The 24,771-nt window shown below is 65.2% G+C and carries 14 protein-coding genes and 1 riboswitch; of the genes, 6 read left to right on the forward strand and 8 right to left on the reverse strand.

The window, feature by feature from the left end:
- Positions 1–3,126 (forward strand): glycoside hydrolase family 2 TIM barrel-domain containing protein, encoded by a 3,126-nt coding sequence (locus EDF56_RS21320; RefSeq protein ID WP_132391352.1) that lies wholly within the window; start codon positions 1–3, stop codon positions 3,124–3,126.
- Between the two features lie 44 nt (positions 3,127–3,170).
- Here the strand turns inward: EDF56_RS21320 and EDF56_RS21325 are convergent, their stop codons facing one another.
- Complete coding sequence (locus EDF56_RS21325; protein WP_243652755.1) at positions 3,171–4,400, reverse strand: FAD-binding oxidoreductase; 1,230 nt, start codon at positions 4,398–4,400, stop codon at positions 3,171–3,173.
- A 254-nt stretch (positions 4,401–4,654) separates the two neighbouring features.
- Between EDF56_RS21325 and EDF56_RS21330 the strand changes: the two genes are divergently transcribed.
- The 5 genes from EDF56_RS21330 to EDF56_RS21350 all read left to right on the forward strand — a co-directional run bounded on the left by EDF56_RS21330 (position 4,655) and on the right by EDF56_RS21350 (position 13,728).
- Entirely contained in the window at positions 4,655–5,311 is a 657-nt protein-coding gene (locus EDF56_RS21330; protein ID WP_132391356.1) for a GntR family transcriptional regulator, read from the forward strand.
- A 22-nt stretch (positions 5,312–5,333) separates the two neighbouring features.
- Positions 5,334–6,752, forward strand: a complete 1,419-nt coding sequence (locus EDF56_RS21335; RefSeq protein WP_132391358.1) for an amino acid permease — start codon at positions 5,334–5,336, stop codon at positions 6,750–6,752.
- A gap of 81 nt (positions 6,753–6,833) precedes the next feature.
- Positions 6,834–8,360, forward strand: a complete 1,527-nt coding sequence (locus tag EDF56_RS21340; protein WP_243652756.1) for a glycoside hydrolase family 27 protein — start codon at positions 6,834–6,836, stop codon at positions 8,358–8,360.
- Positions 8,361–8,448: 88 nt separating this feature from the next.
- Entirely contained in the window at positions 8,449–10,593 is a 2,145-nt protein-coding gene (locus EDF56_RS21345) for a molybdopterin-dependent oxidoreductase (RefSeq protein ID WP_132391360.1), read from the forward strand.
- A 249-nt stretch (positions 10,594–10,842) separates the two neighbouring features.
- Complete coding sequence (locus EDF56_RS21350; protein ID WP_207904853.1) at positions 10,843–13,728, forward strand: TonB-dependent receptor; 2,886 nt, start codon at positions 10,843–10,845, stop codon at positions 13,726–13,728.
- Positions 13,729–13,820: 92 nt separating this feature from the next.
- Here EDF56_RS21350 and EDF56_RS21355 read toward each other — a convergent pair whose 3' ends face one another.
- The 7 genes from EDF56_RS21355 to EDF56_RS21385 form a co-directional block, all read right to left on the reverse strand.
- Complete coding sequence (locus EDF56_RS21355; RefSeq protein ID WP_132391364.1) at positions 13,821–14,885, reverse strand: low specificity L-threonine aldolase; 1,065 nt, start codon at positions 14,883–14,885, stop codon at positions 13,821–13,823.
- 55 nt (positions 14,886–14,940) lie between these two features.
- Positions 14,941–15,047, reverse strand: a riboswitch (SAM-I-IV-variant riboswitch).
- 243 nt (positions 15,048–15,290) lie between these two features.
- Positions 15,291–16,289, reverse strand: coding sequence for a 4-hydroxyproline epimerase (locus EDF56_RS21360; protein ID WP_132391366.1), 999 nt, complete (start codon positions 16,287–16,289; stop codon positions 15,291–15,293).
- A 10-nt stretch (positions 16,290–16,299) separates the two neighbouring features.
- Complete coding sequence (locus EDF56_RS21365; RefSeq protein ID WP_132391368.1) at positions 16,300–17,214, reverse strand: dihydrodipicolinate synthase family protein; 915 nt, start codon at positions 17,212–17,214, stop codon at positions 16,300–16,302.
- A gap of 219 nt (positions 17,215–17,433) precedes the next feature.
- Positions 17,434–20,094, reverse strand: a complete 2,661-nt coding sequence (locus tag EDF56_RS21370; protein ID WP_165912310.1) for a TonB-dependent receptor — start codon at positions 20,092–20,094, stop codon at positions 17,434–17,436.
- A 275-nt stretch (positions 20,095–20,369) separates the two neighbouring features.
- A complete protein-coding gene (locus EDF56_RS21375; protein WP_132391372.1) occupies positions 20,370–21,956 on the reverse strand; it encodes a family 43 glycosylhydrolase in 1,587 nt (528 codons plus the stop codon).
- A complete protein-coding gene (locus tag EDF56_RS21380) occupies positions 21,946–23,733 on the reverse strand; it encodes a DUF885 family protein (protein ID WP_165912311.1) in 1,788 nt (595 codons plus the stop codon). Before EDF56_RS21380 ends, EDF56_RS21375 begins: the two co-directional genes overlap by 11 nt.
- A gap of 1 nt (position 23,734) precedes the next feature.
- Positions 23,735–24,763 (reverse strand): Ldh family oxidoreductase, encoded by a 1,029-nt coding sequence (locus EDF56_RS21385; RefSeq protein WP_132391374.1) that lies wholly within the window; start codon positions 24,761–24,763, stop codon positions 23,735–23,737.
- Between the last annotated feature and the right edge of the window lie 8 nt (positions 24,764–24,771).

Below are 24,771 nucleotides of genomic sequence, written 5' to 3' on the forward strand. Positions count from 1 at the left end.
ATGCGATATCTTCTTCAGGGCTGCGCCATCGGCAGCCTCGCGCTAGGCCTTTCGCTGGCACCGGCTTATGCCGAAACCACCCCGCCTGAATGGGAACAGCCCGAAGTCATCCGCCAGGGCGCGGAGCCCATGCACACCACTTTCGACGGCTTCGAAACCCGTGCCGGGGCGCTTTCGCGCGATGTGACGAAGTCGCGCTATCACCTCTCGCTCGATGGCGACTGGAAGTTCCACCTCTCGCCCAATCCCGAGGCGCGCCCGGCCGACTTCTACAAGCCCGGCTTCGACGTGAGTGGGTGGGAGACGATGAAGGTCCCCGGCATCCTTCAGGCCGAAGGGCGCGGCCGCCCGGTCTTCGTCGGCAGCGGCTATCCGTTCCCGCGCAACCAGCCGTGGATCGAGCACGACCTCAACGAAGTCGGCTCCTACCGCCGCGAGTTCACCGTTCCGGCCAATTGGTCAGGGCGCAAGCTGCTGCTGACGGTCGGAGCGGCGGGCGCTGCCTATTACATCTGGGTCAACGGCCAGCGCGTCGGCTATTCGGAGGATTCCAAGCTTCCCGCCGAATTCGACGTGACGCGCTATGCCCACGCGGGCACGAATACCGTCGCCATCGAACTCTACCGCTTTGCCGATGGCAGCTATCTGGAAGATCAGGACTTCTGGCGCGTCAACGGCATCGAGCGCAGCGTCACGCTCTACGCGGCCCCCGCCACGCATATCCGCGACCTGACTGTCGATGCCGGGCTGGAGAACGACTACCGCGACGGCAAGCTGGACCTGAAGGTCGACCTATCCGGACAGCCCGCCGCCATGCGCGTGCGGGCGACCGTGCTGGACGGCCAGCGCGAGGTTCTGACGCGCGAAGGCGCTGCGGAAGGCGGCACGGTTTCGCTGAACGGCGCAATCCCCGCCGTGCGCACATGGTCGGCCGAAGATCCGCAGCTCTACACGCTGCTGGTCGAACTGCTCGATGCCAACGGCAAGCTGGTGGAGGCGACCAGCCGCCGCATCGGCTTCCGCACCGTGGAGATCGCCGGCGGCGAAGTGCGGGTGAACGGCAAGCGGGTGATGATCCGCGGCGTCAACCGCCACGAACACGATCCCAAGACCTTCCACGTCGTTTCCGAAGCGACGATGCGCCGTGACATCGAACTGATGAAGGCGGCCAACGTCAATGCCGTGCGCACATCGCACTATCCCAACGATCCGCGCTGGTACGATCTGGCCGACGAATACGGCCTCTACGTCATGGACGAGGCCAATATCGAGAGCCACGGCTACCTCAGCCTCTCGCAGGAACATGGCAACGATCCCAAGTACCTGCTGGCCAACGATCCCAAGTGGCAGGCCGCGCACCTCGACCGCGTGGAGCGCATGGTGCAGCGCGACCGCAACCACCCGTCGATCATCTTCTGGTCGCTCGGCAACGAGAGCGGCGTGGGCGCCAATTTCGAGGCGGCCGGCAAGTGGGTGCGGGCGAACGATCCCACCCGCCTGATCAACTTCCTCGGCTGGAGCATGAGCAACTGGCGCCACCCGACCAACAGCTACGTCGATATCTTTGCGCCGATGTATGACGACGTGCCGAAGCTGATCGACTACGCCAAGGACCCGAACTTCACGCAGCCGCTGATCCTGTGCGAATACGCGCATTCGATGGGCAACAGCCTGGGCGATCTTCAGGGCTATTGGGAGGTCATGCGCACCTATCCCAAGTTGCAAGGCGGTTTCATCTGGGACTGGGTGGACCAGACCATGGAGCTGAAGGACAAGCAGGGTCGCACCTACTGGGGACAGGGGCTCGACTACGATCCAGATCCCAAGGCCCCCGGCGTCCACGGCGACGACAGCCCGGTGGGTGACGGCGTGATCCAGTCGGACCGCACCCCCGATCCCGAATACTACGAACTGGCCAAAGTGCAGGCGCCGATTGCCTTTACGCATGACGCCAGCGGCTACCGCGTGGTTAACCGCCACGACCATATCGACCTCTCGCGCTTCACGCTCGACTGGACGGTGATGGAGAACGGCAAGGATGTCGCTAGCGGTACATTGGCGACACCTAACGTGACACCGGGTGCCTCCGCGCCGCTGACGGTGCCGATCCCGGCGGCGAAGAACCCGTCCGCCGAACGCATCCTGGTCCTGCGCGCCCGCGCCAAGGCCAGAGCGGTGCCGACGCAGCCTGCCGGGCATGTCGTCGGCTGGGAGCAGTTCGAACTTTCCGCGCCGGCCGTGGTGCCGGTTGCGGCCGGCGCCGTCGCGCCCAGCGAGACCGCCTCGACGCTTCGCCTCGCCAGTGGCGATGCGGTGCTGGAGATCGACAAGGCGACCGGCCTCGTCACCCGTTACGAACGCGGCGGCAAGCTCCTGCTGACCGGCGGCGCGCCGAACTTCTGGCGCTCGCCCACCGATAACGACGTCGGCTCCGGCGTGCCCAAGAGCCATGCGATGTGGCAGTATTTCTCCGATCATCGCCGCGTCGAGGGCATCGAGCGGGACGGCAATGCCATCGTCGTCCACCACGACATGGGCGTCGGCTCGGTGAAGACCGAAACGCGCTGGACGATGGCCGCCGATGGCTCCGTAGGCGTTACCGTCCATTTCGAACCGCTGCGCGATACACTGCCCGATCCGCTGCGCGTGGGGCTGGCTTTCGAGACGCCCGCCATGCTCGACCAGGTTCGCTGGTTCGGGCGCGGACCGCAGGAGACTTATGCCGATCGCAAGACCGGCGGCCTGATAGCCCAGTGGCAGGGCACCGTGGCCGAACAGTTCCACGACTACGCAAGGCCGCAGGAATCGGGCAACAAGACCGATGTGCGCTGGATCGAACTGACAGGCGCGAAGGCTGGGCCCAAAACCGGCCTGCGCGTCACCGGCGCGCAGCCGCTTTCGGTCAATGCGCTGGCGTTCCCTTATGCCGATCTGGCAATGAAGCCGCCATCGCAGGCGCATAGCTCAGACATTCGCCCGCACGGCAACGGCACGCTACTGATCGATGCGGCGCAGGCGGGCGTGGGTGGCGATACCGGCTGGAACCTCGATGGCCGGGCGCACATGCCCTATCGCATCGCGCTGAAGCCGCTGACGTATTCGTTCACTATCGGCGCTTCGCAATGAGCGGAGCGGAGGGCGGCGCCAGCGCGCCGCCCTCCGCCCGAAATTCAGCCGAACCGGCGGATGTCGAAGGATTCCAGCGGCACCGCCGGCTGCTCGCCCGCCATCATCGCGGCAACCAGCTTGCCGGTGATCGGCGCCAGCGTCAGCCCCAGATGCTGGTGGCCGAACGCGTAATAGAGATTGTCCGCCTTGGCCGAACGCCCGATCGCCGGCAGGTAATCCGGCAAAGTCGGGCGGCAGCCCATCCAGCGGCGGAACGGCCCGCTCACTGGCAGGCCCAGTTCGGCGACATGCTGCTCCAGCCGTTCCCACTTGCGCGGATCGGCGGGCGCATCGACCGTGCCCAGTTCGACGAAACTCGCCGCCTGCAAGCAATCGCGATAGCGCGTGACGATCATCGAGCGCTCCTCGAACACTACCGGCGGCATGTCCTCCGGCCAACCGGCCGCATCGGCGCGGATGTGATAGCCGCGCTCGGCAATCATCGGTGCCTTGTGGCCCAGCGCTTCCATGATCCCGCGCGAACGCACGCCCGCACTGATCACCACCCGGTCCGCCTCGACGCCCTCGACCGCCACTTTTCCGCCGGCCTGGCGAACCACCGCGCGGGCGCCGACGATCATGCCGCCGCGCGCCGCAAAGGCCGCGCGCAAGGCATCCCGCAAGGCGGTGAGATCGGCGATCTGCCCGCTTCCCGAGAAGCGCACCGCGCCCGCCACCGGAAAGACGCCAAGCTTGCCCAGTGCCTCGCGCTCGGCCGGAGAGGCAGCTTCCACGCGCGCCGGGCCGGTGTCGGCCGATTCCCATGCCGCCTTGCCCGCCTGCGCCTTGCGCGGATCGCTCCAGAGCACGAAGTGCCCGTCCTGCCGCAGCAGGTCCGGAGCGCCGATCCGCTCGGCCAGCGCAACCCATGCGGGCATCGCCCCATCCATCAGCGGGCGCAGCGCCGCGCAGCCCTTCCGGAAGCGAGAGGGTGCCGACGCCGCCAGCAGTCGCAGCCCGAACGGCATCCATGCCGCCATCGCTGCGGGCGGGAAGGCCAGCGGCCCACCGCGCAGGAACAGGCGGCCCGGCAAGGCCCGCACCATCTCCATCGAGGCGAGCGGTTCGACCTGCTCGACGGCGATATGACCGGCATTGCCCCAACTTGCCGCCTGCGCCGAATTGCCCGCCGCACCGTCATCGTCGATCAGCGTAACCGCCTCGCCCGCATCGAGTAATTCGATACCTACCGACAGGCCGACCACGCCTCCACCGACGACTGCTGTGCGCACCACAAAAACTCCATTGCAAAGCTCGAATACAATCGTATACGATATAAGAGTATCGAGAGTTCCACGCAAGGCGGCGTATCACGAATGGGTTCGATTTTCCCCGGTTTGAGCAGGCGAACGGCCACGCCGTCGCCGCGATTCTTCCCAACGTCCGTGTTGGGAATATTGCGGGCCTCCGGGACATCATCTACCGTATACGTCCGCTCCGCGACGGCACCGCGCCGCCCGCGGGCGCCCCATATGGAGACCCTCAGGTGACAATCGTCGTCCGCACGCTTGCCGAACGTATTTTCGACGTGATCCGCGAAAGGATCGTCGAAGGAAAGTTGCCTGTCATGGAGCCGGTCCGGCAGGATGCGCTCGCCGCCGAACTCGGCGTCAGCAAGATCCCGCTGCGCGAGGCCCTTGCCCGGCTCGAACACGAAGGGCTGCTGACCAGCCAGGCCAATCGCGGCTGGTTCGTCCGCCCGATGTCGACCGATCAGGCCGAAGAAATCTATCTGCTGCGCCTTGCGGTGGAACCGGCAGCCGCCGCCTATGCCTGCACCCGCGCCGAAGAGGCCGACAAGCAGGCCGCCATCGCGGCCTTCGAACGGCTCGACGCCGCCGCGAAGGACAACCTCAACGACGTGGCGGTGCGCAACCGCGAATTCCACGTCGCGCTGGTGCGTCCGGCCAAGCGGCTGCTGACCACGCAGCTTGTCGAGCGCCTGGAAGTGCTCGCCGAACGCTACGTGCTCCGGCACCTCGAACCGGCCGGTCGCGGAGACCGCGCGCATACCGAACACCGTGATCTGCTCGACGCCTGGCTTGCCGCGGATGCGGACCGGGTGAAGGAACTGCTCACCCAGCACATCGCCAGCACGCTGGACGATCTGCGCGCCCATTTCACTGCCGAATTGACCGGCTGAACACGATAAAACAGGGGATTCCATGCTCGGACCGCGTAAATCCATAGAAAAACTGTCGCAGCGCGATTCCGGACACTCCCTGGCCAAGACGCTGAGCTGGCCGCATCTGATCGCCCTGGGTGTCGGCGCCATCGTCGGCACCGGCATCTATACCCTGACCGGGGTCGGCGCCGAGCGCGCAGGGCCCGCCGTGATCCTGGCCTTTGCCGTGGCAGGCGCGGTCTGCGCCTGCGCGGCGCTCGCCTATGCCGAAATGGCCACGATGATCCCGGCTGCAGGCAGCGCCTATACCTTCTCCTATGCGGCGATGGGTGAAACCGTTGCCTGGGTGGTGGGCTGGAGCCTGATCCTCGAATACTCGCTGGCCTGCTCTACCGTGGCGGTCGGCTGGTCCGGCTATCTGGTCGGCTGGATCGAGTCCGCGGGCGTTCACTTGCCGCACGCGCTGCTGGTCGGTCCCCATGGCGGCGGCATCGTCAACCTGCCCGCCGTGATGGTGGCGCTGGCAGTGATGGGCATGCTGATCGCCGGCACGCGCGAAAGCGCGACGCTGAACATCGTGCTGGTCATCATCAAGCTGGTCGCGCTGTCGATCTTCGTCTTCATGGCCGCGCCCGCCTTCAATGCCGACAACATGCACCCCTTCATGCCCTATGGCTTTGCCAGCACCGAAGTGGGCGGCATGCAGCGCGGCGTGATGGCGGCGGCGGCCATCGTGTTCTTCGCCTTCTACGGCTTCGACGCGGTCGCCACTTCGGCAGAGGAAGCCAAGAACCCAGGACGCGACCTCACCATCGGCATCGTCGGTTCGATGCTGGTCTGCACCGTGATCTACATGGCCGTTGCCATCACCGCGATCGGCGCGCTGCCCTTCCAGCAGCTTGCCAACTCGCCCGAGCCGCTCGCGCTCGTGCTGCGCCAGCTTGGCCAGCCGGTGGCCGCACACCTGATCGCGCTCGCCGCCGTGCTCGCGCTGCCCTCGGTCATCCTTGTCATGATGTACGGCCAGAGCCGCGTGTTCTTCGTGATGGCGCGTGACGGCCTGCTGCCGCGCAGCCTTGCCAAGATCAGCCCGCGCACCGGCGCACCCACCCGCATCACCCTGATCACCGGCATTTCGATTGCGCTGGTCGCCGGCATCTTCCGCCTCGACGAGATTGCCGAGCTGGCCAATGCCGGCACGCTGATCGCCTTCATCTCGGTGGGCGCGTGCCTGATGATCCTGCGCCGCCGTGCGCCGCAGCTTCCGCGCCTGTTCAAGTGCCCGCAGCCTTACGTGGTCGGCACATTGACGATCCTGGGCTGCGCCTACCTGCTGTTCAGCCTGCCTTCGACGACGCTGATCCGCTTCGGCATGTGGAACGTCATCGGCCTCGTTGCCTACTGCCTTTACGGCCGTACCCGCAGCGAAGCCGCCCGCGAAGCCAAGCTCGCGGCATAAGCCTTTCGGGGAATGCCCGGCCGGGCATTCCCCCACTCGCTCCCCCCTTTCCCGAATGCGACACGGTCCAAGGAGATCGCGATGAAACACGCCCTGATGACGGCAGCCGCCCTTGCCGGCGCCCTGCTTGCCTCCGCCTCGCCCGCCCTTGCCAAAACGGCCTACGACGGCGTCTGGCTCTTCGACGATACCCCGCCCACGCCGGGCGTGACGATGATGGAAGTCACCTCGAAAGGCGGCAAGATCGCCGGCTCGGTCACGACCCAGTGGTACGGCCCGGTCGAGATGATCAACCCGCATCTCGAAGGCGGCGTGCTGAAGTTCGAGGCGCGCAACCTCAACGACCGCGATCACCTCACCCGCCAGTGGAGCGTCGCGATCGAAGGCGGCCAAGCGCACCTGAAGGGCCAGATCTGGGAATCGGAGATCGACAGCACCGGCCGCCCCGGCACGGCCAAGGACGCCAAGGCCCGCGCTTTCCAGTTCGCATCGCTGCCCGCACTCGGTGCGCCGATCCCCAGCAAGCTTGCCGCCACGCCGCCAATGGGCTGGAGCAGCTGGAACAAGTTCGCCGACCATATCGACGACAAGACCGTGCGCGCCATGGCCGATGCCATGGTCTCCTCGGGCCTGCGCGATGCGGGATACGTCTATATCAACATCGACGACGGCTGGCAGGGAACGCGTGATGCCAGCGGCGTGCTCCAACCCAATGCCAAGTTCCCCGACATGAAGGCGCTGACCGACTACGTCCATTCCAAGGGGCTGAAGATCGGCATCTACTCCTCGCAGGGCCCCAAGACCTGCGCGGGCTACATCGGCAGCTACGGCCATGTGAAGCAGGACGCCAAGAGCTTCGCGGACTGGGGCTTCGACTACCTGAAGTACGACCTCTGCTCGGGCGAGTGGTTCTACGCCGATGCCGATACCGTGAAGCGCAGCTACTACGAGATGGGCAAGGCGCTTCAGGAAACGGGACGCGATATCGTGTTCTCGCTCTGCGAATATGGCCGCTTCGACGTGGGCGGCTGGGGCCGCGATGTCGGCGGGGTGCTGTGGCGCACGACAGGCGACATCACCGACGACTATCCGACCATGGCCAAGATCGGCTTCGACAAGAACGGCAGCGCCGCATTCGCGGGTCCGCACGGCTGGAACGATCCCGACATGCTGGAAATCGGCAATGGCGGCATGAGCGCGGACGAATACCGCACCCACATGTCGCTCTGGGCGATGTCCGCCGCGCCGCTGATGATGGGCCATGATCTCAGCAAAATGAGCCCGGAAACGCTCGCCATGCTCACCAACCGCCGCGTCATCGCGGTCGATCAGGATGCGCTGGGGGTTCAGGGCAAGGCCCTGCGCAAGGCGGGCGCGCTGGAAGTCTGGAGCAAGCCGCTCGCTGACAGGCGCGTGGCGCTGGCACTTTTCAACCGGGGCGACAGCGCCGCCTCGCTTGCCTTGACTCCCGCCGATGCCGGGCTGCGCGCGGTTGATGGCGTCGAGGATCTCTGGAGCGGCGCGCGTTCGGGCGCCCTCCCCGCCGCTTACACCGTGCCCGGGCACGGCGTGGTCCTGCTCGCGGTGCACGGTCCCAAGGCGGACTAGCGCCGGGGGCGGCGGACCGGCTTGCCCCTGACGGCAAGACCGGCCCTCCGCCCTTTCCTCCCTCACCGGGCGGTTCCATCGCGGGACGATGGAGACCGCCCGGACCTTCTGCCGCAATTGCAGCGCCGCCTGCTCGATGGAGATCGACGTCGAGCATGGCCGCCTGATCCGCGCGCGGCCCGATGGCGAAGTTTCGCCTTACGGCGCCTATCTCTGCCCCAAGGGGCTCGCCTCGGTCGAGTTCCACAACGGGGCGGAGAACCGCCTGCTGCATTGCCTCGCGCGCGGGGTGGACGGCGAATTCGCTCCCATTGAGGCGGAAGCGGCGCTCGATGCCATCGGCGCAAAGCTGGCCGCGCTGGTGGCGGAACATGGGCCGCGCTCGGTCGCGGTCTATCACGGCACCGGCGCCTATCGCAGCACCTTGGGCGCGCTGATGGAGCGGGCGTGGGTCGCCGCGCTGGGCACGCCCAACTTCTTCTCCACGATGACCATCGATCAGTCGGCCAAGTGGGTGACGATGGCGCGGATGGGCACTTTCGCCAGCGGCCGCCATGCCCTGCGCGATCTCGACGTGGCGCTGCTGGCGGGCGGCAATCCGCTGGTCACGCATCAGGGCGCACCGTTCGCGCTGGTCGAAAGCGGTGCGCCCGGCCGGGCGCTGGAGGCCGCGCGGGCGCGCGGCATGAAGCTGATCCTCGTCGATCCGCGCAGGACCGAGACCGCCCGCTATGCCGACCTGCTGATCCAGCCGCTGCCGGGCCACGATGCCGCCCTCTTCGCGGCCATCGCCCATGTCCTCTTGCGCGACGGCGGGTACGATACCGCGTTCGTGGAACGCTGGTGCGCCGGGCTTGGCGAGGTCCGCGCAATAGTGGCGGCCGCGACGCCCGAGTGGGTCGCCGCCCGCGCCGATGTTCCGGCCGAGCAGATCGAACAGGCCGCCCGCTGGCTGGGCGAGGCACGGAACGTGGGCGTCGGCAGCGGCACCGGTCCCTCGTTCTCCGCCCATTCCAACCTTGCCGATCACATGATCGAACTGGTGAACGTGCTGTGCGGCGGCTATCGCCGCGCGGGCGACCGCGTGCGCAATCCGGGCACGCTTCGCCCGCGCGCCTTCTACGAGATGGCCGTCCCGCCCACGCGCGGCTTCGAGCAGGCGCCGCAGTGCGTCAGCGCGCCGACCGGCCAGCTTCTCGGCGAATTTCCCAGCGCCCTGCTGCCGGGCGAGATCACGGCGGATTCGCCCGACCGCATCCGCGCGCTGCTCGTCTTCGGCGGCGATCCGCTGAAGGCGGTGGGCGATCCGGCGGTCGCCAGCGCCGCCTTCGCGCAGCTGGACCTGCTGGTCTCGCTCGATTCCCGAATGAACGAGACCGGCAAGCGCGCGCACTATGTCGTGGCCGCCAGCCAGCCTTTCGAGCGGCACGACCTGACTATCGCCGCTGATGCGCTGTACCCTGAGCCTTTTGCGCAATATGCGCCGCCTATCGCCCCAAAACCGGAGGGCTGCGTGCACGACTGGGAGTTCTTCTGGGCTCTTTCCGCCCGGATGAACCTGCCGCTCACGTTCAAGTACTGGAGCTACGGCCAGCGTTTCGAGGATATCACGCGCGGCCTTCCGCTGAGCCTGACCGAAAAGCCCGATCCCGAAGCCCTCTGCCGCTTTCTGTGCGGGGAAAGCGCGGTGGAGTTCGACCAGCTTGTGGCCCATCCCGAGGGGCTGCGGCCGGATACGCCGACCTCCTTCGTACAGCCCGCCCCGAACGCTGGCGGCAAACTCCAGCTCATGCCCGATGACGTCGCCGCCGAGTTCCGCGCCTATGCAGACGAACGCGCCAATGAGAGCTATCCGCTCCAGCTCGTCTGCCGCCGGACGCTGCACACACTCAACGGCGCGTTCCGGGAATCGCGAGGGGCGCGCAAGCGCTATCCGGTCAATCCGGCGTGGATGAACCCGCTCGACATGGCCGCGTTGGGCCTTGCCGAAGACGCGCTTGTCGAGATCGCCTCGCCCCACGGCACGATCCGCTCGCTCGCGCGCGGCGAGGACCGGCTACGGCGCGGGGTCGTCTCGATGTCGCACATGTTCGGCCCGCTGGTCGGTACCGGCTACCCGCTGGCGGATGGCGGCGCCAATACCGGCGAGCTGACCTCGCTTGTCGATGGGCTCGCCTCGGTCAACTACATGCCGCGCTTTTCGGGCATTCCGGTCCGCGTCACGCCCGTCTGAAGGAAGCCCCTTCCGCCCCGGCGATTCGCCCCCGTCGCCTCATGGCGAGCGGAGGGGCCGTGCCATTTGCCCGAAACCCGCCCGCCGCCGGTACCGCCAACAAGGCGTCATTGCGGCATTTTTACGACAGATAACTTATTTCGTATACTATATTTGACATGCACCGAAATGTGTCGCAACCTCCCGACATTGAACAAGGGAGTGAAACCCATGAGGGGTCGTAACAGAACACTTTATTGCGCGGCCGCCATGTCCGCGATCATTGCAGGCACGGCCTTCGGCCAGGCCGCGTTCGCTCAGGACGGCGCTTCGGACGCCACGCCGGCCGCCGACATCGTCGTGACCGGCACGCGCATCAAGCGCGCCGATCTCGCCAGCAACAGCCCGCAGACCGTCGTCGGTTCCGACGAATTCAAGTTCCAGGGCGCGACCACCGTGGATCAGGTGCTGAACCGCCTGCCGCAGTTCACCGCCGACGCCAACGAGAACGTCTCGAACGGTTCAGACGGCACCGCCAAGATCAACTTGCGCAACCTCGGCTCGAACCGCGTGCTGGTGCTGATCGACGGCCAGCGCCTGATGCCCTCGCAGGCGATCAACACCAATTTCATTCCCAGCAGCCTGATCGAGCGCGTGGACGTGATGTCCGGCGGCGCCTCGGCGGTCTACGGTTCGGACGCGCTTTCGGGCGTCGTCAACTTCGTGATGAAGAAGGATCTGGACGGCGTCCGCATCGACGCCCAGACCGGCTTCGCGCAGCACACCAACGACGACAGCTCGATCCGCAACCTCGTCCGCTCGCAGGGCTACGACACCGCGCCCCGGTCGGTGGCCGACGGTGGCAAGCAGGACATCACGATCTCGGCGGGCAAGAACTTTGCCGACGGTCGCGGCAATATCACGGTCTTCGCCGGCTATCGCCATGTCGATCCGGTCAAGCAGTCCAGCCGCGACTATTCGTCCTGCGCGCTGAACGATGACGGCGCCGGTCTCTATTGCGGTGGTTCGAGCAACACGCCCTACGGCTCGTTCGTGCCGCTGGACGATGCCAGCCCCTATCAGGGCCAGACGCTGATCAACAATCGCAACGGCACGCAGACCCTCGTGCCTTACGACAACAGCTATGCCTACAACTACGCGCCCGACAGCTACATCCAGCGTTCGGACGAGCGCATCAACGCGGGCGGCTTCGCGCACTTCGACATCAGCCCGGCGGCGCAAGTCTACGGCAGCTTCATGTTCATGCGCGATCACACCTTCTCGCAGGTGGCGCCTTCCGCGATCTTCCTGGGCGAAGCGTTCCCGATTTCGTGCAATAACCCGCTTGCCAGTGCCAGCCAGCTTCAGGCGATCTGCGGCGCCAAGGCCGGAACCGCGACGACGGCGGACTCGCTGGTCGGCTACCGCATGTCGATCGCGCCGCGCCGCGACGATCTGAACTACAACGACTACCGCTACAGCGCCGGCGTCAAGGGCGACCTTGGCAGCGGTTTCAGCTATGACGTGAACTACAATTACTCGCTGGTCCGCTACAAGGAGACCTACCTCAACAACGTCGATGCCGTGAAGGCCGCTCGCGCGCTCAACGTCGTGGACGTGAACGGCGTGCCGACCTGCCAGTCGGTCATCGACGGAAGCGATCCGAGCTGCATCCCGGCCAATGTGTTCCAGGCCGGCGGCGTTACCGCCGAACAGGGTGCCTACCTGTTCACGCCCAGCCACACCTCGTCGCGCAATTCGCTGCGGGTGTTCTCGGGCAACATCAGCGGCGACCTTGGCGAAATGGGCGTGACCCTGCCTTGGGCCAGCCACGGCGTCGGCGTCGCGTTCGGTGCCGAGCAGCGCCGCGAATCGCTGAACTACTTCGCGGACGAGATCGCCCAGCAGGGCGGCGCCACCAATTCGGACGGCGTGATCAGCGTTGTCGAAGGTTACGGCGAAGTCGAAGTGCCGCTGATCGAGGACAAGCCGTTCTTCCGCTCGCTGACCGTCAACGGCGGCCTGCGCTATTCGTCCTACGACAACAAGCAGGACTCGACCGGCATCAAGTCCGGCTACAACGTCTGGACCTACAAGGGCGAACTGAGCTGGCAGCCGATCGATGATATCCGCATTCGCGCCAGCTACAACCACGCCATCCGCGCGCCTAACGTGGGCGAACTGTTCGCCTCGCAGTCGGTGGGCAACGTGGCGGCACAGGATCCCTGCTCGGGCGCCAGCCCCTCCGCGTCGCTGGAAGCCTGCGAACTCACCGGCGTAACCGCCGCGCAGTACGGCAAGATCCCCACCTGCCCGGCCGATACCTGCTCCGCACTTGGCGGCGGCAATATCGACCTGAAGCCGGAGACGGCCGACACCTACACGCTGGGCTTCGTGCTGACGCCGAAGGCGCTGCGCCGCTTCTCGCTCTCGGTCGATTACTACACGATCAAGGTGAAGGACTACATTTCCTCGATCGCGCCTTCGCTGAGCATCAGCCAGTGCGCGACCACGGGCGATCCGTACTTCTGCGGCCTGTTCCATCGCGATCCGCGCTCGGGCGCGCTGTTCGGCACGAACGCGGGCTATGTCGTCTCGACCATGCTGAACACCGGCTACCTGAAGACCTCGGGCATCGACGTGAACGCGGACTATACGTTCAACATCGGCAATGCCGGTCAGGTGAACGTCAACATGCTGGGCACCTGGCTGGCCTCGCAGAAGTCCGAGCCGATCTCGGGCCTCGGTTCCTATGACTGCAAGGGCCTGTTCGGCTATACTTGCGGCCAGCCGAACCCGGAATGGCGCCATGTCGCGCGCATGACCTGGATGGCACCGAGCGATACCACCGTCTCGCTGTCGTGGCGCTATATCGGCGGCACCAAGCTTTCGAGCCTGTCGGACAATCCGTTCCTGGCCGGCACGCCCAGCGTGGTGAACCGCAAGATCGATGCCTACAACTACTTCGATCTCTCGGTCTCGCAGGCCATCGACAAGCAGTTCACCCTGCGCGCAGGCGTGAACAACATGTTCGACAAGAATCCGCCGGCTATCGCTGCGGGCATCCTTTCGGCCTTCGGCAACGGCAATACCTATCCGGGCGTCTACGACGCGCTGGGCCGCACGATCTTCGTGGGCTTCACCGCCAACTTCTGATCCCGCACGGCGGCTCCCCGTCCCCACTTGGAGCCGCCGTGAAATCCAAGGCCCGTCCGGTCGCAAGACCGGTCGGGCCTTTCGCGTTTGGGTCAGGCTGCGGGGACGTGCTCGCCAGCGACTTCCGCCGTAATCTCGCTCAAATCGCGGGCCAGTTCCTCGACACGGGCAAGGTCGGTGTCCCATGCGAACATGAAGCGGGCGCTGCCGCCGATGAAAGTGTAGAACCGCCATCCGCGCCCGCGCAGGCGCTCCAGCACTTCGGCCGGGGCCTCCAGGAACACCGAATTGGCCTGCACCGGGAACTTGAAGGAAAGTCCGGGCAAGTCGCCGACCAGTTCGGCAAGCCGCCGCGCGCAGGCATTGCCGTGCTCGGCATTGCGAAGCCATGCGCCGGTCTCGATCAACCCGATCCACGGCGCCGACAGAAAGCGCATTTTCGACGCCAGCTGGCCGGATTGCTTGCAGCGATATTCGAAGTCCGCCGCCAGCGCGCGGTCGAAGTAGATGATCGCCTCGCCCACGGCCATGCCGTTCTTGGTGCCGCCGAAGCAGAGCACGTCCACGCCCGCCTCCCACGTGATCGCAGCAGGGGTGCAGCCGAGCGCCGCGCAGGCATGGGCGAAGCGCGCGCCGTCCATGTGCAGCTTGAGGCCGAGCTCACGGCAGACCGCAGAGATCGCCTTGATCTCGTCGACGGCATAGACCTGCCCGGTCTCGGTCGGCTGGGTGATCGTCACCACGCGCGGCTTGGGGAAATGGATGTCGGAGCGGCTTGCCGCCAGCGCGCGGATCGCGGCCGGGGTCAGCTTGCCGTCGGCCGAGGGCGCGACCAGCAGTTTCGAACCGTTGGAGAAGAATTCCGGCGCGCCGCACTCGTCCGTCTCGACGTGGGCGGAGGAAGAGCAGATCACGCTGTGGTAGGACTGGCAGAGCGAGGCCAGCGCCAGCGAGTTCGCCGCCGTGCCGTTGAAGACGAAGAACACCTCGCCATCCGCCTCGAACAGGCTGCGGAACGTGTTGGCGGCGCGCAAGGTCCACTCGTCGTCGCCATAGGCAACGGCCGACCCCTCGTTCGCGGCCAGCATCGCGGCAAGCGCCTCAGGACAGATGCCGGCGTAATTGTCGCTCGCGAACTGCTGAGGTTGGTCTGTCATTGATCGATTCCTTCATGCTTCGATAGACAAGCATCGGATCGACGTAACTGCGGCTGAAGGTCCCGTTTATTGCCGGTCCGGCCACATCCCTCCTTTCTGGAGGCACCACCTTGCTCGGGAGCAGGTTGGTGTCGAACGTCGGTCCGACTCTTGATGCTGTGGCGGCCAATAAACCCCGCAATGCCGCAACGCAAGAGTGTTACGGCTCTGCGCACAAACATTACCGATTTCTGTTACATGCGATTGATGCGAAGTCCCTGACTTACCCGGCCTTTTCGCATGCTTCGAAGTGCCGAAGGCAGCCATTGCGCCCGCACAAAAAAAGCCCTCGCCGGATTACGGCGAGGGCCAAAGAGAGATCGGCGGCGAGGGAATGCAGACCCGCCGATCGGGTGGGTACTCTAATCAGGTTACCTGGAAACCGGCCCAGAACGGGTCTTCCCGGTCGATCCAGATGGTGTTGAAGCCGGTGGCGATGGCCGAGCCCTCGATCGAGGGAATGATCGCCGGCTTGTCGCCCAGCATGACTTCCTGTTCGACGCGGCCGATGAACCGGCTGCAGATGTAGCTCTCGTGCACGAAGCGCTCGCCCACCTTCAGCCGGCCGGTCGCGTGCAAGTGCGCGATGCGTGCCGAAGTGCCAGTGCCGCAAGGGCTGCGGTCGATCGCCTTGTCGCCGTAGAACACGGCGTTCCGGCCGTCGGCGCCCTCATGCTTGGGCTTGTCGGCCCAGAGGATGTGGCTGACGCCGCGGATCGTGGAATCGAGCGGGTGGACCGGCTCGTACTTCGCGCGCACGGCTTCGCGGATGCGGCCCGAAAGCTCGATAATGCGCGAGGCGCCGAGGTCGTCGAGGCCGGTGTAGTTCCCCTGCGGCTCGACGATGGCGTAGTAGTTGCCTCCATAGGACACGTCGATCGAGAGCGGGCCGATGCCTTCCACGTCCACCTCGATGCCGCGCTCGGCGACATAGGCGGGGACATTGGTGATGCGTACCGAAGTGACCTTGGGACCGTTGGTCTCGTAGGCGATCTCGATCACGCCTGCCGGAACCTCGACGCGCAGCTTGCCCGGCGTCGCCGGCTGGATCAGCCCGTGCTCAAGCCCGAAGGTGACCATGCCGATGGTGCCGTGGCCGCACATCGGCAGGCAGCCGCTGGTCTCGATGAACAGGATGCCGATGTCGTTCGCCGGATCGCAAGGCGGATAGAGGAAGCCGCCCGACATCATGTCATGCCCGCGCGGCTCGAAGCAGAGCCCCGTGCGGATCCAGTCGAACCGCGACAGGAAATCCTGCCGACGCTCGGACATCGAGGCGCCCTTCAACAGCGGAGCCCCGCCCGCCACAAGGCGAACGGGGTTACCGGCTGTGTGGCCGTCGATGCAGAAGAAAGTGTGCCGCATCGACGCTCCCTTATGCTGCTGCCGCGACCGTCAGGTCGGGACGGGTGGCGGCGGCCTTCTCGACCATCGCGATCACTTCCGCGCGGCGCTCGCCCTCAAGGACGTAGCGCGGAGGCAGAACGCGCTCCGAACCGCGACCCATGACCTGCTCGGCCAGCTTGATCGACTGGACCAGGTCATGCTCGGCATCGAGGTGGAGGAGCGGCATGAACCAGCGATAGATTTCCATTGCCTTGGCATGGTCACCACGCTCGAACGCCTTGACCAGCTCGACCGATTCCTTCGGGAAGGCGTTGGTGAGGCCCGAGACCCAGCCCTGCGCGCCGAGGTAGAGGCCTTCCAGTGCCACGTCGTCGAGGCCCGCGAACAGCGTGTAGCGATCGCCGAAGGTATTGCGGAAATCGGTGAAGCGGCGAGTATCCGGCGCGGATTCCTTGACGGCGACGATGTTCTTCACATCGATCAGCGCGGTCAGCACGTCCTTGTCGATCACCGTGCGGTAGGCCGGCGGGTTGTTGTAGAGCATGATCGGCAGACCGGTCTGGTCGGCCACGCCCTTGAAGTGCGCGACGAGTTCCTTGGCCTTGGGCACATAGACCATCGGCGGCAGCAGCATGAGGCCGTCGGCGCCAGCCTTTTCAGCGGCCTGCGCATAGCGCACTGCGCGGCGGGTATCGAACTCCGAAACGCCGGTGACGACCGGAACGCGGCCGTTCACGGCTTCGACGATGGCGGTGAGAACCTGGACCTTCTCGTCGTATTCGAGCGAGTTGTTCTCGCCCACGGTGCCAAGCGCGATCACGCCGGTCACGCCGTCGTTGATCAGATCGTCGACGACGCGCTGCGTGTCAGCGAGATCAAGCGACAGATCCTCGCGGATCTGCGTGGTGACGGCCGGGAACACACCCTTCCAAGCAATTGCCATAACTATCTCGTTCCTGCGCTTCTTGTTAATGCAGATATCGTATACGATATTACAAATGAGTGTGCAATTGCATTCTTTGCACCACCGCATGCGCCGTAAGTCAAACGAATCCCGGCGAAAATGGGCAATTGCACGCTCCGAAAACTGCCTCTGTCCAAAGAAAAGGGGGCGCGGACATCAATGCCCACGCCCCCCTTCCAACCGTTCCGGAACGCCGGTTCAGAAGCGGAAGCGCACACCCGCCTGGATGGTGCGCGCCTGCAGGCGCACGCCATAGGGAAGCAGGCGATCCTTGCCCCACCACATCTGGGCATTGTTCTTCAGCAGGTTCGTCGCCTCTACGCTGAACGTGATATGCTCCCACGGCGTGAAGTTGAGCGCCGCGTCCAGACGCGACGTCGCGTCCATGTAGGGCGAGTAGTCGGGGAAGTCCGACATCACCGAAGTGCGATAGCGCGAGCGATAGTTCCAGGCGACACGGCCGCTGAACTCCGGCGTGTCGTAATAGAGCGCCGCATTGTAGGTCAGCTTCGACATGCCGATGGCATTGTTGTCCGAACCATCGGGGTAATTGATGTTGCCCTTGCGCAGCCAGGTCAGGTTGCCCTGAACACCGAAGTTCTTCCAGAAGCCGGGCAGGAAGTCGAAGAACGTCTGGCCCGCAATCTCGAAGCCCTGGAACGTGCCGCCGCCCGCATTGCGGTTCGTCCAGACTTGGCCGATCCCGCCGAATTCCGGAACGTACTCGTCCGCGACCGAATAGTAGATATAGCCCTTCGGCTTCTTGAGGTAGGACGCGAACGACACCGACCCTGCTCGACCGAAGTAATATTCGAGCGAGGCGTCGAAGCTGTTTTCGCTATAGGCCTTGAGATCCGGATTGCCGGACGTGACCGTATTGTTCTGGAAGTTCACGATCCGGAACGGGCTGAGCGCATCGAAACCGACCCGCTGGACATTCTTCGTCCAGGCCAGGCGCAATTGCAGCTTCGAGGTGAAGTGGGCAATCGCATTGAAGCTTGGCAGGACATCGAGGAAATTGCCCTTGCCGGCGGCGTCGGTGATGACCTGGTTATTCTGCTTGTCGATATTGTAGGAGGCGCTGTCCGATGTTCCCCACGTGTTGACCACGCGGGCGCCGAACACGCCCTCCACCGGCACGCCTGCGTCGAAGGCATAATTGAACTGCCCGTAGACCGCGAAAGTCTTCTCGCGCGAGGCATAGCCGCTGCCGAGATTGAGGCTCGGATTCTCGGTCGACCAGTCCTGTCCGGTCGTGCTCACGCCCTGCAACCACTGACGGACGCTATCCATGTTGTTCATGAGATACTTGCCGTCGAGATGATACCAGGTCGGCGCGTCGAAGCCCGAAACATCGGTCGTCGATGTCTCGTAGGGATAGCCGACGTCGTCGAGCGCAATGGTCGCGCCGTTATTGCGCGGGAAGCTGTCGCGATAACCGTACCGGAAGCTGATCTTCCGATCGGTGAAGCGCGCGCCCATCTGGAACGAGCGCAGCAGGCCGGTATCGGAAAGATCCTGTGTCAAATCGACTTGCGATGCGAAATTGCGGCTGCGCTCGACGCCGCGTTCGTCATGCAGATTGTCGAGATAATACTCGCCGGGGTTGGACATATCGACGCCGTTGAACGAGACGAAGGGACCACGGCCGGCGCCGACGTCTTCATTGAAGTTCACCGTCGCGCTGTCGATCGTCGAGAAGCGGTAGGTGCTCAGGACACCGTAGTAGACGCGCTTCGACTGATTGTACTGGGCGCTGAAATTGATCTTGGTGTGATCGTTGTGCCAGTGGGTCTCGAAGTTGCCGCCGTAATTGTTCGAGGTCTGGCGCTCGTAATAGGATTCCGGTCCACCGGCGATGATGCCGGAGGCGGGCGCCACCGTCATGCCGTCGATGGTCTGGAAATCGGTATTGCCGTTATCCGCATACGAGATGTTCGACAGGTTGTAGTTGCCATTGCGCAGCACGAGATGCAGGCGATCACGTGAACGCAGCTCACGGCTGCCGAAGTAATTGCCCTCAACCACGAAATCGAGCTGGTCGCTGGCCTGCCATTGCCACACGGCGTTGAGCGCAGGGCGGGAGATCCGGCCGTTTTCCGTGCCGTAATTCACCGCATAGGGCGTGATCGTCGTCTGCTGCTGATCGGCGGGAAGCGAGTTCAGATCGGTGCCGAAGAAAGTGCCCGGCGTCTCGCTTTCAAGGAACGTCTCGTTGTAGTTGTTGCGCGTGTAGGATGCGTTGATCAGGAAGCCCATCTCGCCGATCCCGGTGTCGAACCGGTCGCCGACCAGGAGGCTGCCATAAGGGCTTTTGGTGTTGCCGATGCTGGAGAACACCTCGCGGAAGCTCCCCGCCAGGGTCAGGCCCTTGTTGAGGTCGAGCGGGCGGCGCAGTTCGACGTTCACGGTGCCGGCGATGCCGCCTTCCACCTGATCGGGCGTGCGGGTCTTGTAGACGTCGACGGCCTTGAGCAGTTCGGCCGGAACGTCCGACAGGCTCATCGAGCGACCGACGCCGCTGGTAGCCTCGAAGCCGTTGATGGTCGTCGAGATGTCGGTCATGCCGCGGATCGAGATCGACGAGCCCTCGCCATGGACGCGGTCGATCTGGACGCCGGTGACGCGGGCAATCGCTTCGGGGACGTTATTGTCCGGCAATTTGCCGACGTCCTCGGCCACCACGGAGTCGACGATCTGCTTCGCCTTGCGCTTCTTCTGGGCGGCCTTTTCGACGCTGCCCCTGACGCCGGTGACCATGATCGTCGCGCCCGGCTGGGCGGTGTCGCCAGCGGCGTTTTCCTCGGCGCGGGCGGCGCCCGGCGCGGCTGTCAGCGCCATGACCATAACCGCCGTCATGGCCGACGAAAGCGCCAAACCTCGCCGCGAAACTCTACGTGACATCATGCGAACTTCCCCTTGTTTGTTCGGCCCTCGGCCCCGGATCACACCCGAATATATCGTATACCTCCTACTTTATTTGTCGGAGTCAACGGAGTTGTCACGGACCGGCAACAAAACGGGCGTTCCGTGACAAAAATGCATCGAATCTTGCATTTATAACGAGAAAGGGGAGCGCGGACGGACCGCGCTCCCCTTTCAATTAGTCGGAGAATTAAATTCGATTCGGCGCCCTACCCGCAAGGGATCGGCGGTGCCTTGTCCGAATCGCGCACAATCGGGACTGCCGGTTGGTGCGCCAGCACTTCCCATTCCTGCACGGCAAGCGCGGCGTGCGTCTTGCCGTCCGTAGATGCCTCCATCACCGCGCGCAGACAGCGGGTGGTGACCGGGCGGAATGAGACGTTCTGGAAAGCGTCGGTCGCGGTGCCGTAGGCGCTGGGACGCGGGACGGGTTTCCATCCCTTTTCCCAGTATTCGAGATGCCACTTGGCCGGCGGCGCGACGCCGACGCCCGAGCCGGCAGGCTGGTCGTTCCAGAAGCGGATGCGCGATCCGTTCACCGTCACCGGCTCATCCCAGCGGTATTCGATCCACTGACTGGGCGGATTGTTCGGTGACCAGCTGCCCCACATGTCGGGCGGCAGCGGGGCTTCCTTCACGATCCCGTCGTTCAGCGACTTGATCCAGAACTGCACCGGCACCGGCTTGTTGGAAGCGGTCGCCCACGCCGAACGGGCAATGTTGCGCGTGGCGGCCAGCGGAGGCTGCGGGCGCAGGGTCGGGGTGACCGGCAGGATCCGCGCGGGAGAGACGCTGTCGTCCCACTCCATCTTGTCGAGCGCGACGCTGCGGCGGAAGTGGCCGCCGCCCTTGGCGTCCGCCGTGTGGTAGGCGAGGTACCACTGCCCCTTGAACTCGACCGCGCCGGAGTGCGAGGTGGTGGAGGATACCGGCTTCAGCACCACGCCGCGATACGTCCACGGCCCCATCGGCGAAGGCGCGGTGCCGTAGGCGATGCAGGCGTGGTAGACGGCGGGCGTGCAGTCCGACGTCGGGCCGGCCTTGTTGCCGGCGTAGAGCATGTAATACGTGCCCTTGCGCTTCATGATCCACGGCGCTTCGAAGAAGCCGGTCAGCCCCTTCATTTCCAGCTCCGGGCCCTTGGGCGTGATCATGTCCCGCTCCAGCTCCATGCCGCGAAGCTGGCCGAACGTGCCCCAGTAGATGTAGACCCGGCCATCGTCGTCGATCATCATGGTCGGATCGATATTCTGGATATCGTTGGCGACCGGCACTTTCTGCGAGATGATCGGGCCCGAGGGATGCGCATCGCGCCATGGGCCGAGCGGGCTGTCCGCCGCAGCCACGCCGATGGCGAAGCGGTCCTTGGCGTCGCTGTTCTTCTCCAGCACCGGGGCGTAGAGGTAGTAGCGCTTGACCCCATTCGGATCCTCGGGGCCCTGAATGATCTGCCCAGCATAGGCACGCGCGGGTTCGGCCCATGCGAAGACGTTTTCCGGCTTCAGGATCGCCGGATAATGCGTCCATTTGTGCGAGGCCGGATCGGCGGTCTTCAGCAATTGCCATTCGGGCATGATGAAGTCGTTGACGTCCGGAGCCGCCTCGTCCCGGCCGGTGAGGATCCAGAGCTGGCCGTCCGCCACGAACGGCGCGGGATCGGTGGAGTAGTAATCCCCGTCGGCGAGGATCGGATTGCCCGGAATGGTCAGTTCGCGCGCCTGCTGCGCGAAAACGGGTGCCGGGGCGGCGGGCACGAATGCACACGCCGCCAGCATCAGTGCGAGCCTATTCCTCATCGGGATAGGGGCCCTTGCCACCGTCCTTGATCAGCTGGTCGACGCGCTGGTCGATCACCGGCAGCGGCACGCCGCCAAGCTGAAGAACCGCATCATGGAAAGCCCGGATGTTGAACTTCGGCCCAAGCGCAGTTTCCGCCTTCTTGCGCGCGTCCATGAAGGCCAGCTGGCCCATGTAGTAGGACAGCGCCTGGCCCGGCCAGGAGATGTAGCGATCCACCTCGGTCTCGATCTCGTGATCGGAAAGCGCGGTGTTGTCGCGCAAGTACTGCTGCGCCTGCTCGCGGGTCCAGCCCTTGGCGTGAATGCCCGTATCGACGACAAGGCGCGAGGCGCGCCACGCCTGATAGCTGAGCATGCCGAAGCGGTCATAGGGCGTTTCGTACATGCCCATGTCCTCGCCCAGCGCCTCGCAATAGAGCGCCCAGCCCTCGCCATAAGCCGAGAGATAGGTGTCGCGACGGAAGGCCGGCAGGTCCTTGTTCTCCATTGCCAGCGGCATTTGCATCGCGTGGCCCGGCGCGCTCTCGTGCAGGGTCAGCGCGATCTGCGAGTAGAACGGGCGGCTCGGCAGGTCGTAGGTGTTGACGAGGTAGATGCCCGGACCGCCGCGCCCGCCGGTGTAGAACGGTGCGATGTCATCGGGCACCGGCTTGATGGCGAAGCGGCTGCGCGGCAGGTGGCCGAAGAACTGCGAGGCCTTGCCGTCGAAGGTCTTGGCGATCCACGCGGCGCGGTAGAGCAGCTCGTTCGGCGTCTTGGGATAGAACTGCGGATCGGTGCGCAGGAAGTGCAGGAACGCCTTGAGGTCGCCCTTGAAGCCGACCTGCTGCATCACCTCGTTCATCTGCGAGCGGATGCGCGCCATTTCGCTGAGGCCGATCTGGTGGATTTCCTCCGGCGACTTGTCGAGCGTGACAAACTCGGAAATCTTCGACTGGTAATAGGCCTTGCCGTCCGGCAGCGCATAGGCGGCCAGCGACTTGCGGGCCTGCTTTTCGTACTCGCTGCGCATGAACGTCAGCAGCTTGGCATGGGCGGGCACGACACTGCCGGTAATCGCCTCACGCGCTGCGGCGCGCAGCTTCTCCTGTTCGGCGGCCGGGATCGTCGAGGGCAGCTTTTTGAACGGTTCGTAGAACGGCGAGTCCTCGGGCGTCTTGGCGTCGACGACGAGTTCGATGCTCTTGTCGCGCCCGATCAGCGTGACTTGCGGGGCCGAGAAACCGCGCTTCAGGCCCGCGCGCATATTGTCGATCTGCTGATCGTAGAAATGCGGGATCTCGCGCAGCATTTCGAGGTAGTTCTCGGCGCCCTTCTGGTCGCGCAGCGGCTCCCGCGCCCAGCCGGCCAGATCGCCCCAGAAGCTGGTATCGGCGTTGAACGGCTTTTCGTAATCGCGGTATCGCTGCTCGGCAACGAGCGCGTCGATCTGGCCCTTGTAGACTGCGAAGTTGATGCGGTTTTCCGGCGAAAGCTTGGCCTGATCGATGGCGGCAAGCTGCTTTTCCACCTGGGTCCAGCGGGCCAGACGCTCGGCCTGCGCCTTGGCGCCGACATCGGGCAGCATCAGCGTCTGGCTCTTCGGGCCATCCTCGCTGGGGCCCGACTGTGCCGCGCGCCAGGCATATTCGGACGTGTAGATCGCCTCAAACGCCTCATCGGCGGTCTGGACTTTGGCAGTCTGAGCGGCGGGGGCGGCCACTGCGGCGTGGGCGATGCCCACGGCAAGCGCCGCGCCTGCCAGCAGCAGCGCGCGGCCAAGCGTATTCTTCACGTCAATTTCCCCTTTCGAGAATTTCGAGAATGTCGGCGTGGAGCTGCGCGGGGATGCGCACGCCTTCCACTTGCGAACGCGCGCGAGCCAGCAGGCGGCGCGCGCCGGGAAGGCGGGCGCCCTGCCCTTCGATGGTTTCGAACATGGTCTCGGCGCGCTTCAGGTATTCATCCACGCTGTCGCCCAGGAAGCCCGCCGGATCGATCACGACGATCAGTTCGCCGCCGATTGGCGAACCACCGCGTCCTTCGTCTGCCGCCAGCGATTCCGCGCTGGTCATGTCGCCGATCAGCGGCCCGGCCAGCAGTTCGACCATGGCCGCCAGCGCCGATCCCTTGTGCGCGCCGAACGTGCGCATCGCACCGTCGAGCACGGCCTTGGCATCGGTGGAGGGACGGCCATCGGCGTCATAGCCCCAGTCCGGCGGGATCGCCTTGCCCGCGCGGCGGTGCAGTTCGATCTCTCCGCGCGCGACGGCGCTGGTGGCGAAGTCGAACACGAAGGGCGCGCGATCGGGGCGCGGCCAGCCGAAAGCGATCGGGTTGGTGCCGAACACCGGCTTGGTGCCGCCCTCCGGCGCAACCCAGGCGTGGCTGGGCGTGAAAGCGAGTGCAACGAGGCCCTGTTCGGCCAGCGCCTCTACCTCTGGCCAGAGCGCGGCGAAGTGGACCACGTTGTTCAGCGCCATGGCGGCAATGCCGTAAGCCTTGGCCTTCTCCACCAGCAGCGGCATCCCGCGCTCGAAGGGAAGCTGGGCGAAGCCGCCCTTGCCGTCGACCTTGACCAGCGCCTTGGCAGGCTCGGTCACTTCCGGCACGGCATCGGGCACCACCACGCCGCGCGCCACCGAATTGGCGGCGACGAGCAGGCGGTAAAGCCCGTGCGAGGTGCAACCATCCCGCTCGCCCGAGACCATGGTCTGGGCCACGGCAGCGGCGTGATCGGGGGCAAGACCGCAGGCCTGCAGCACCTTGCGGGCCAGCGCATCTGCTTCGTCGAGCGTGAACGCGACTTCGTTTAGACCAGTCATTTTCCGTG

The sequence above is a fragment of the Novosphingobium sp. PhB165 genome, assembly GCF_004341845.1.
Classification (GTDB): domain Bacteria; phylum Pseudomonadota; class Alphaproteobacteria; order Sphingomonadales; family Sphingomonadaceae; genus Novosphingobium.

Coding starts and splice junctions, on each gene's coding strand:
- EDF56_RS21345 (WP_132391360.1), top strand. CDS start 8,449: ATGGAGACCGCCCGGACCTTCTGCCGCAATTGCAGCGCCGCCTGCTCG.
- EDF56_RS21365 (WP_132391368.1), bottom strand. CDS start 17,214: ATGGCAATTGCTTGGAAGGGTGTGTTCCCGGCCGTCACCACGCAGATC.
- EDF56_RS21355 (WP_132391364.1), bottom strand. CDS start 14,885: ATGACAGACCAACCTCAGCAGTTCGCGAGCGACAATTACGCCGGCATC.
- EDF56_RS21360 (WP_132391366.1), bottom strand. CDS start 16,289: ATGCGGCACACTTTCTTCTGCATCGACGGCCACACAGCCGGTAACCCC.
- EDF56_RS21340 (WP_243652756.1), top strand. CDS start 6,834: ATGAAACACGCCCTGATGACGGCAGCCGCCCTTGCCGGCGCCCTGCTT.
- EDF56_RS21335 (WP_132391358.1), top strand. CDS start 5,334: ATGCTCGGACCGCGTAAATCCATAGAAAAACTGTCGCAGCGCGATTCC.
- EDF56_RS21375 (WP_132391372.1), bottom strand. CDS start 21,956: ATGAGGAATAGGCTCGCACTGATGCTGGCGGCGTGTGCATTCGTGCCC.
- EDF56_RS21385 (WP_132391374.1), bottom strand. CDS start 24,763: ATGACTGGTCTAAACGAAGTCGCGTTCACGCTCGACGAAGCAGATGCG.
- EDF56_RS21370 (WP_165912310.1), bottom strand. CDS start 20,094: ATGACGGCGGTTATGGTCATGGCGCTGACAGCCGCGCCGGGCGCCGCC.
- EDF56_RS21320 (WP_132391352.1), top strand. CDS start 1: ATGCGATATCTTCTTCAGGGCTGCGCCATCGGCAGCCTCGCGCTAGGC.
- EDF56_RS21350 (WP_207904853.1), top strand. CDS start 10,843: ATGTCCGCGATCATTGCAGGCACGGCCTTCGGCCAGGCCGCGTTCGCT.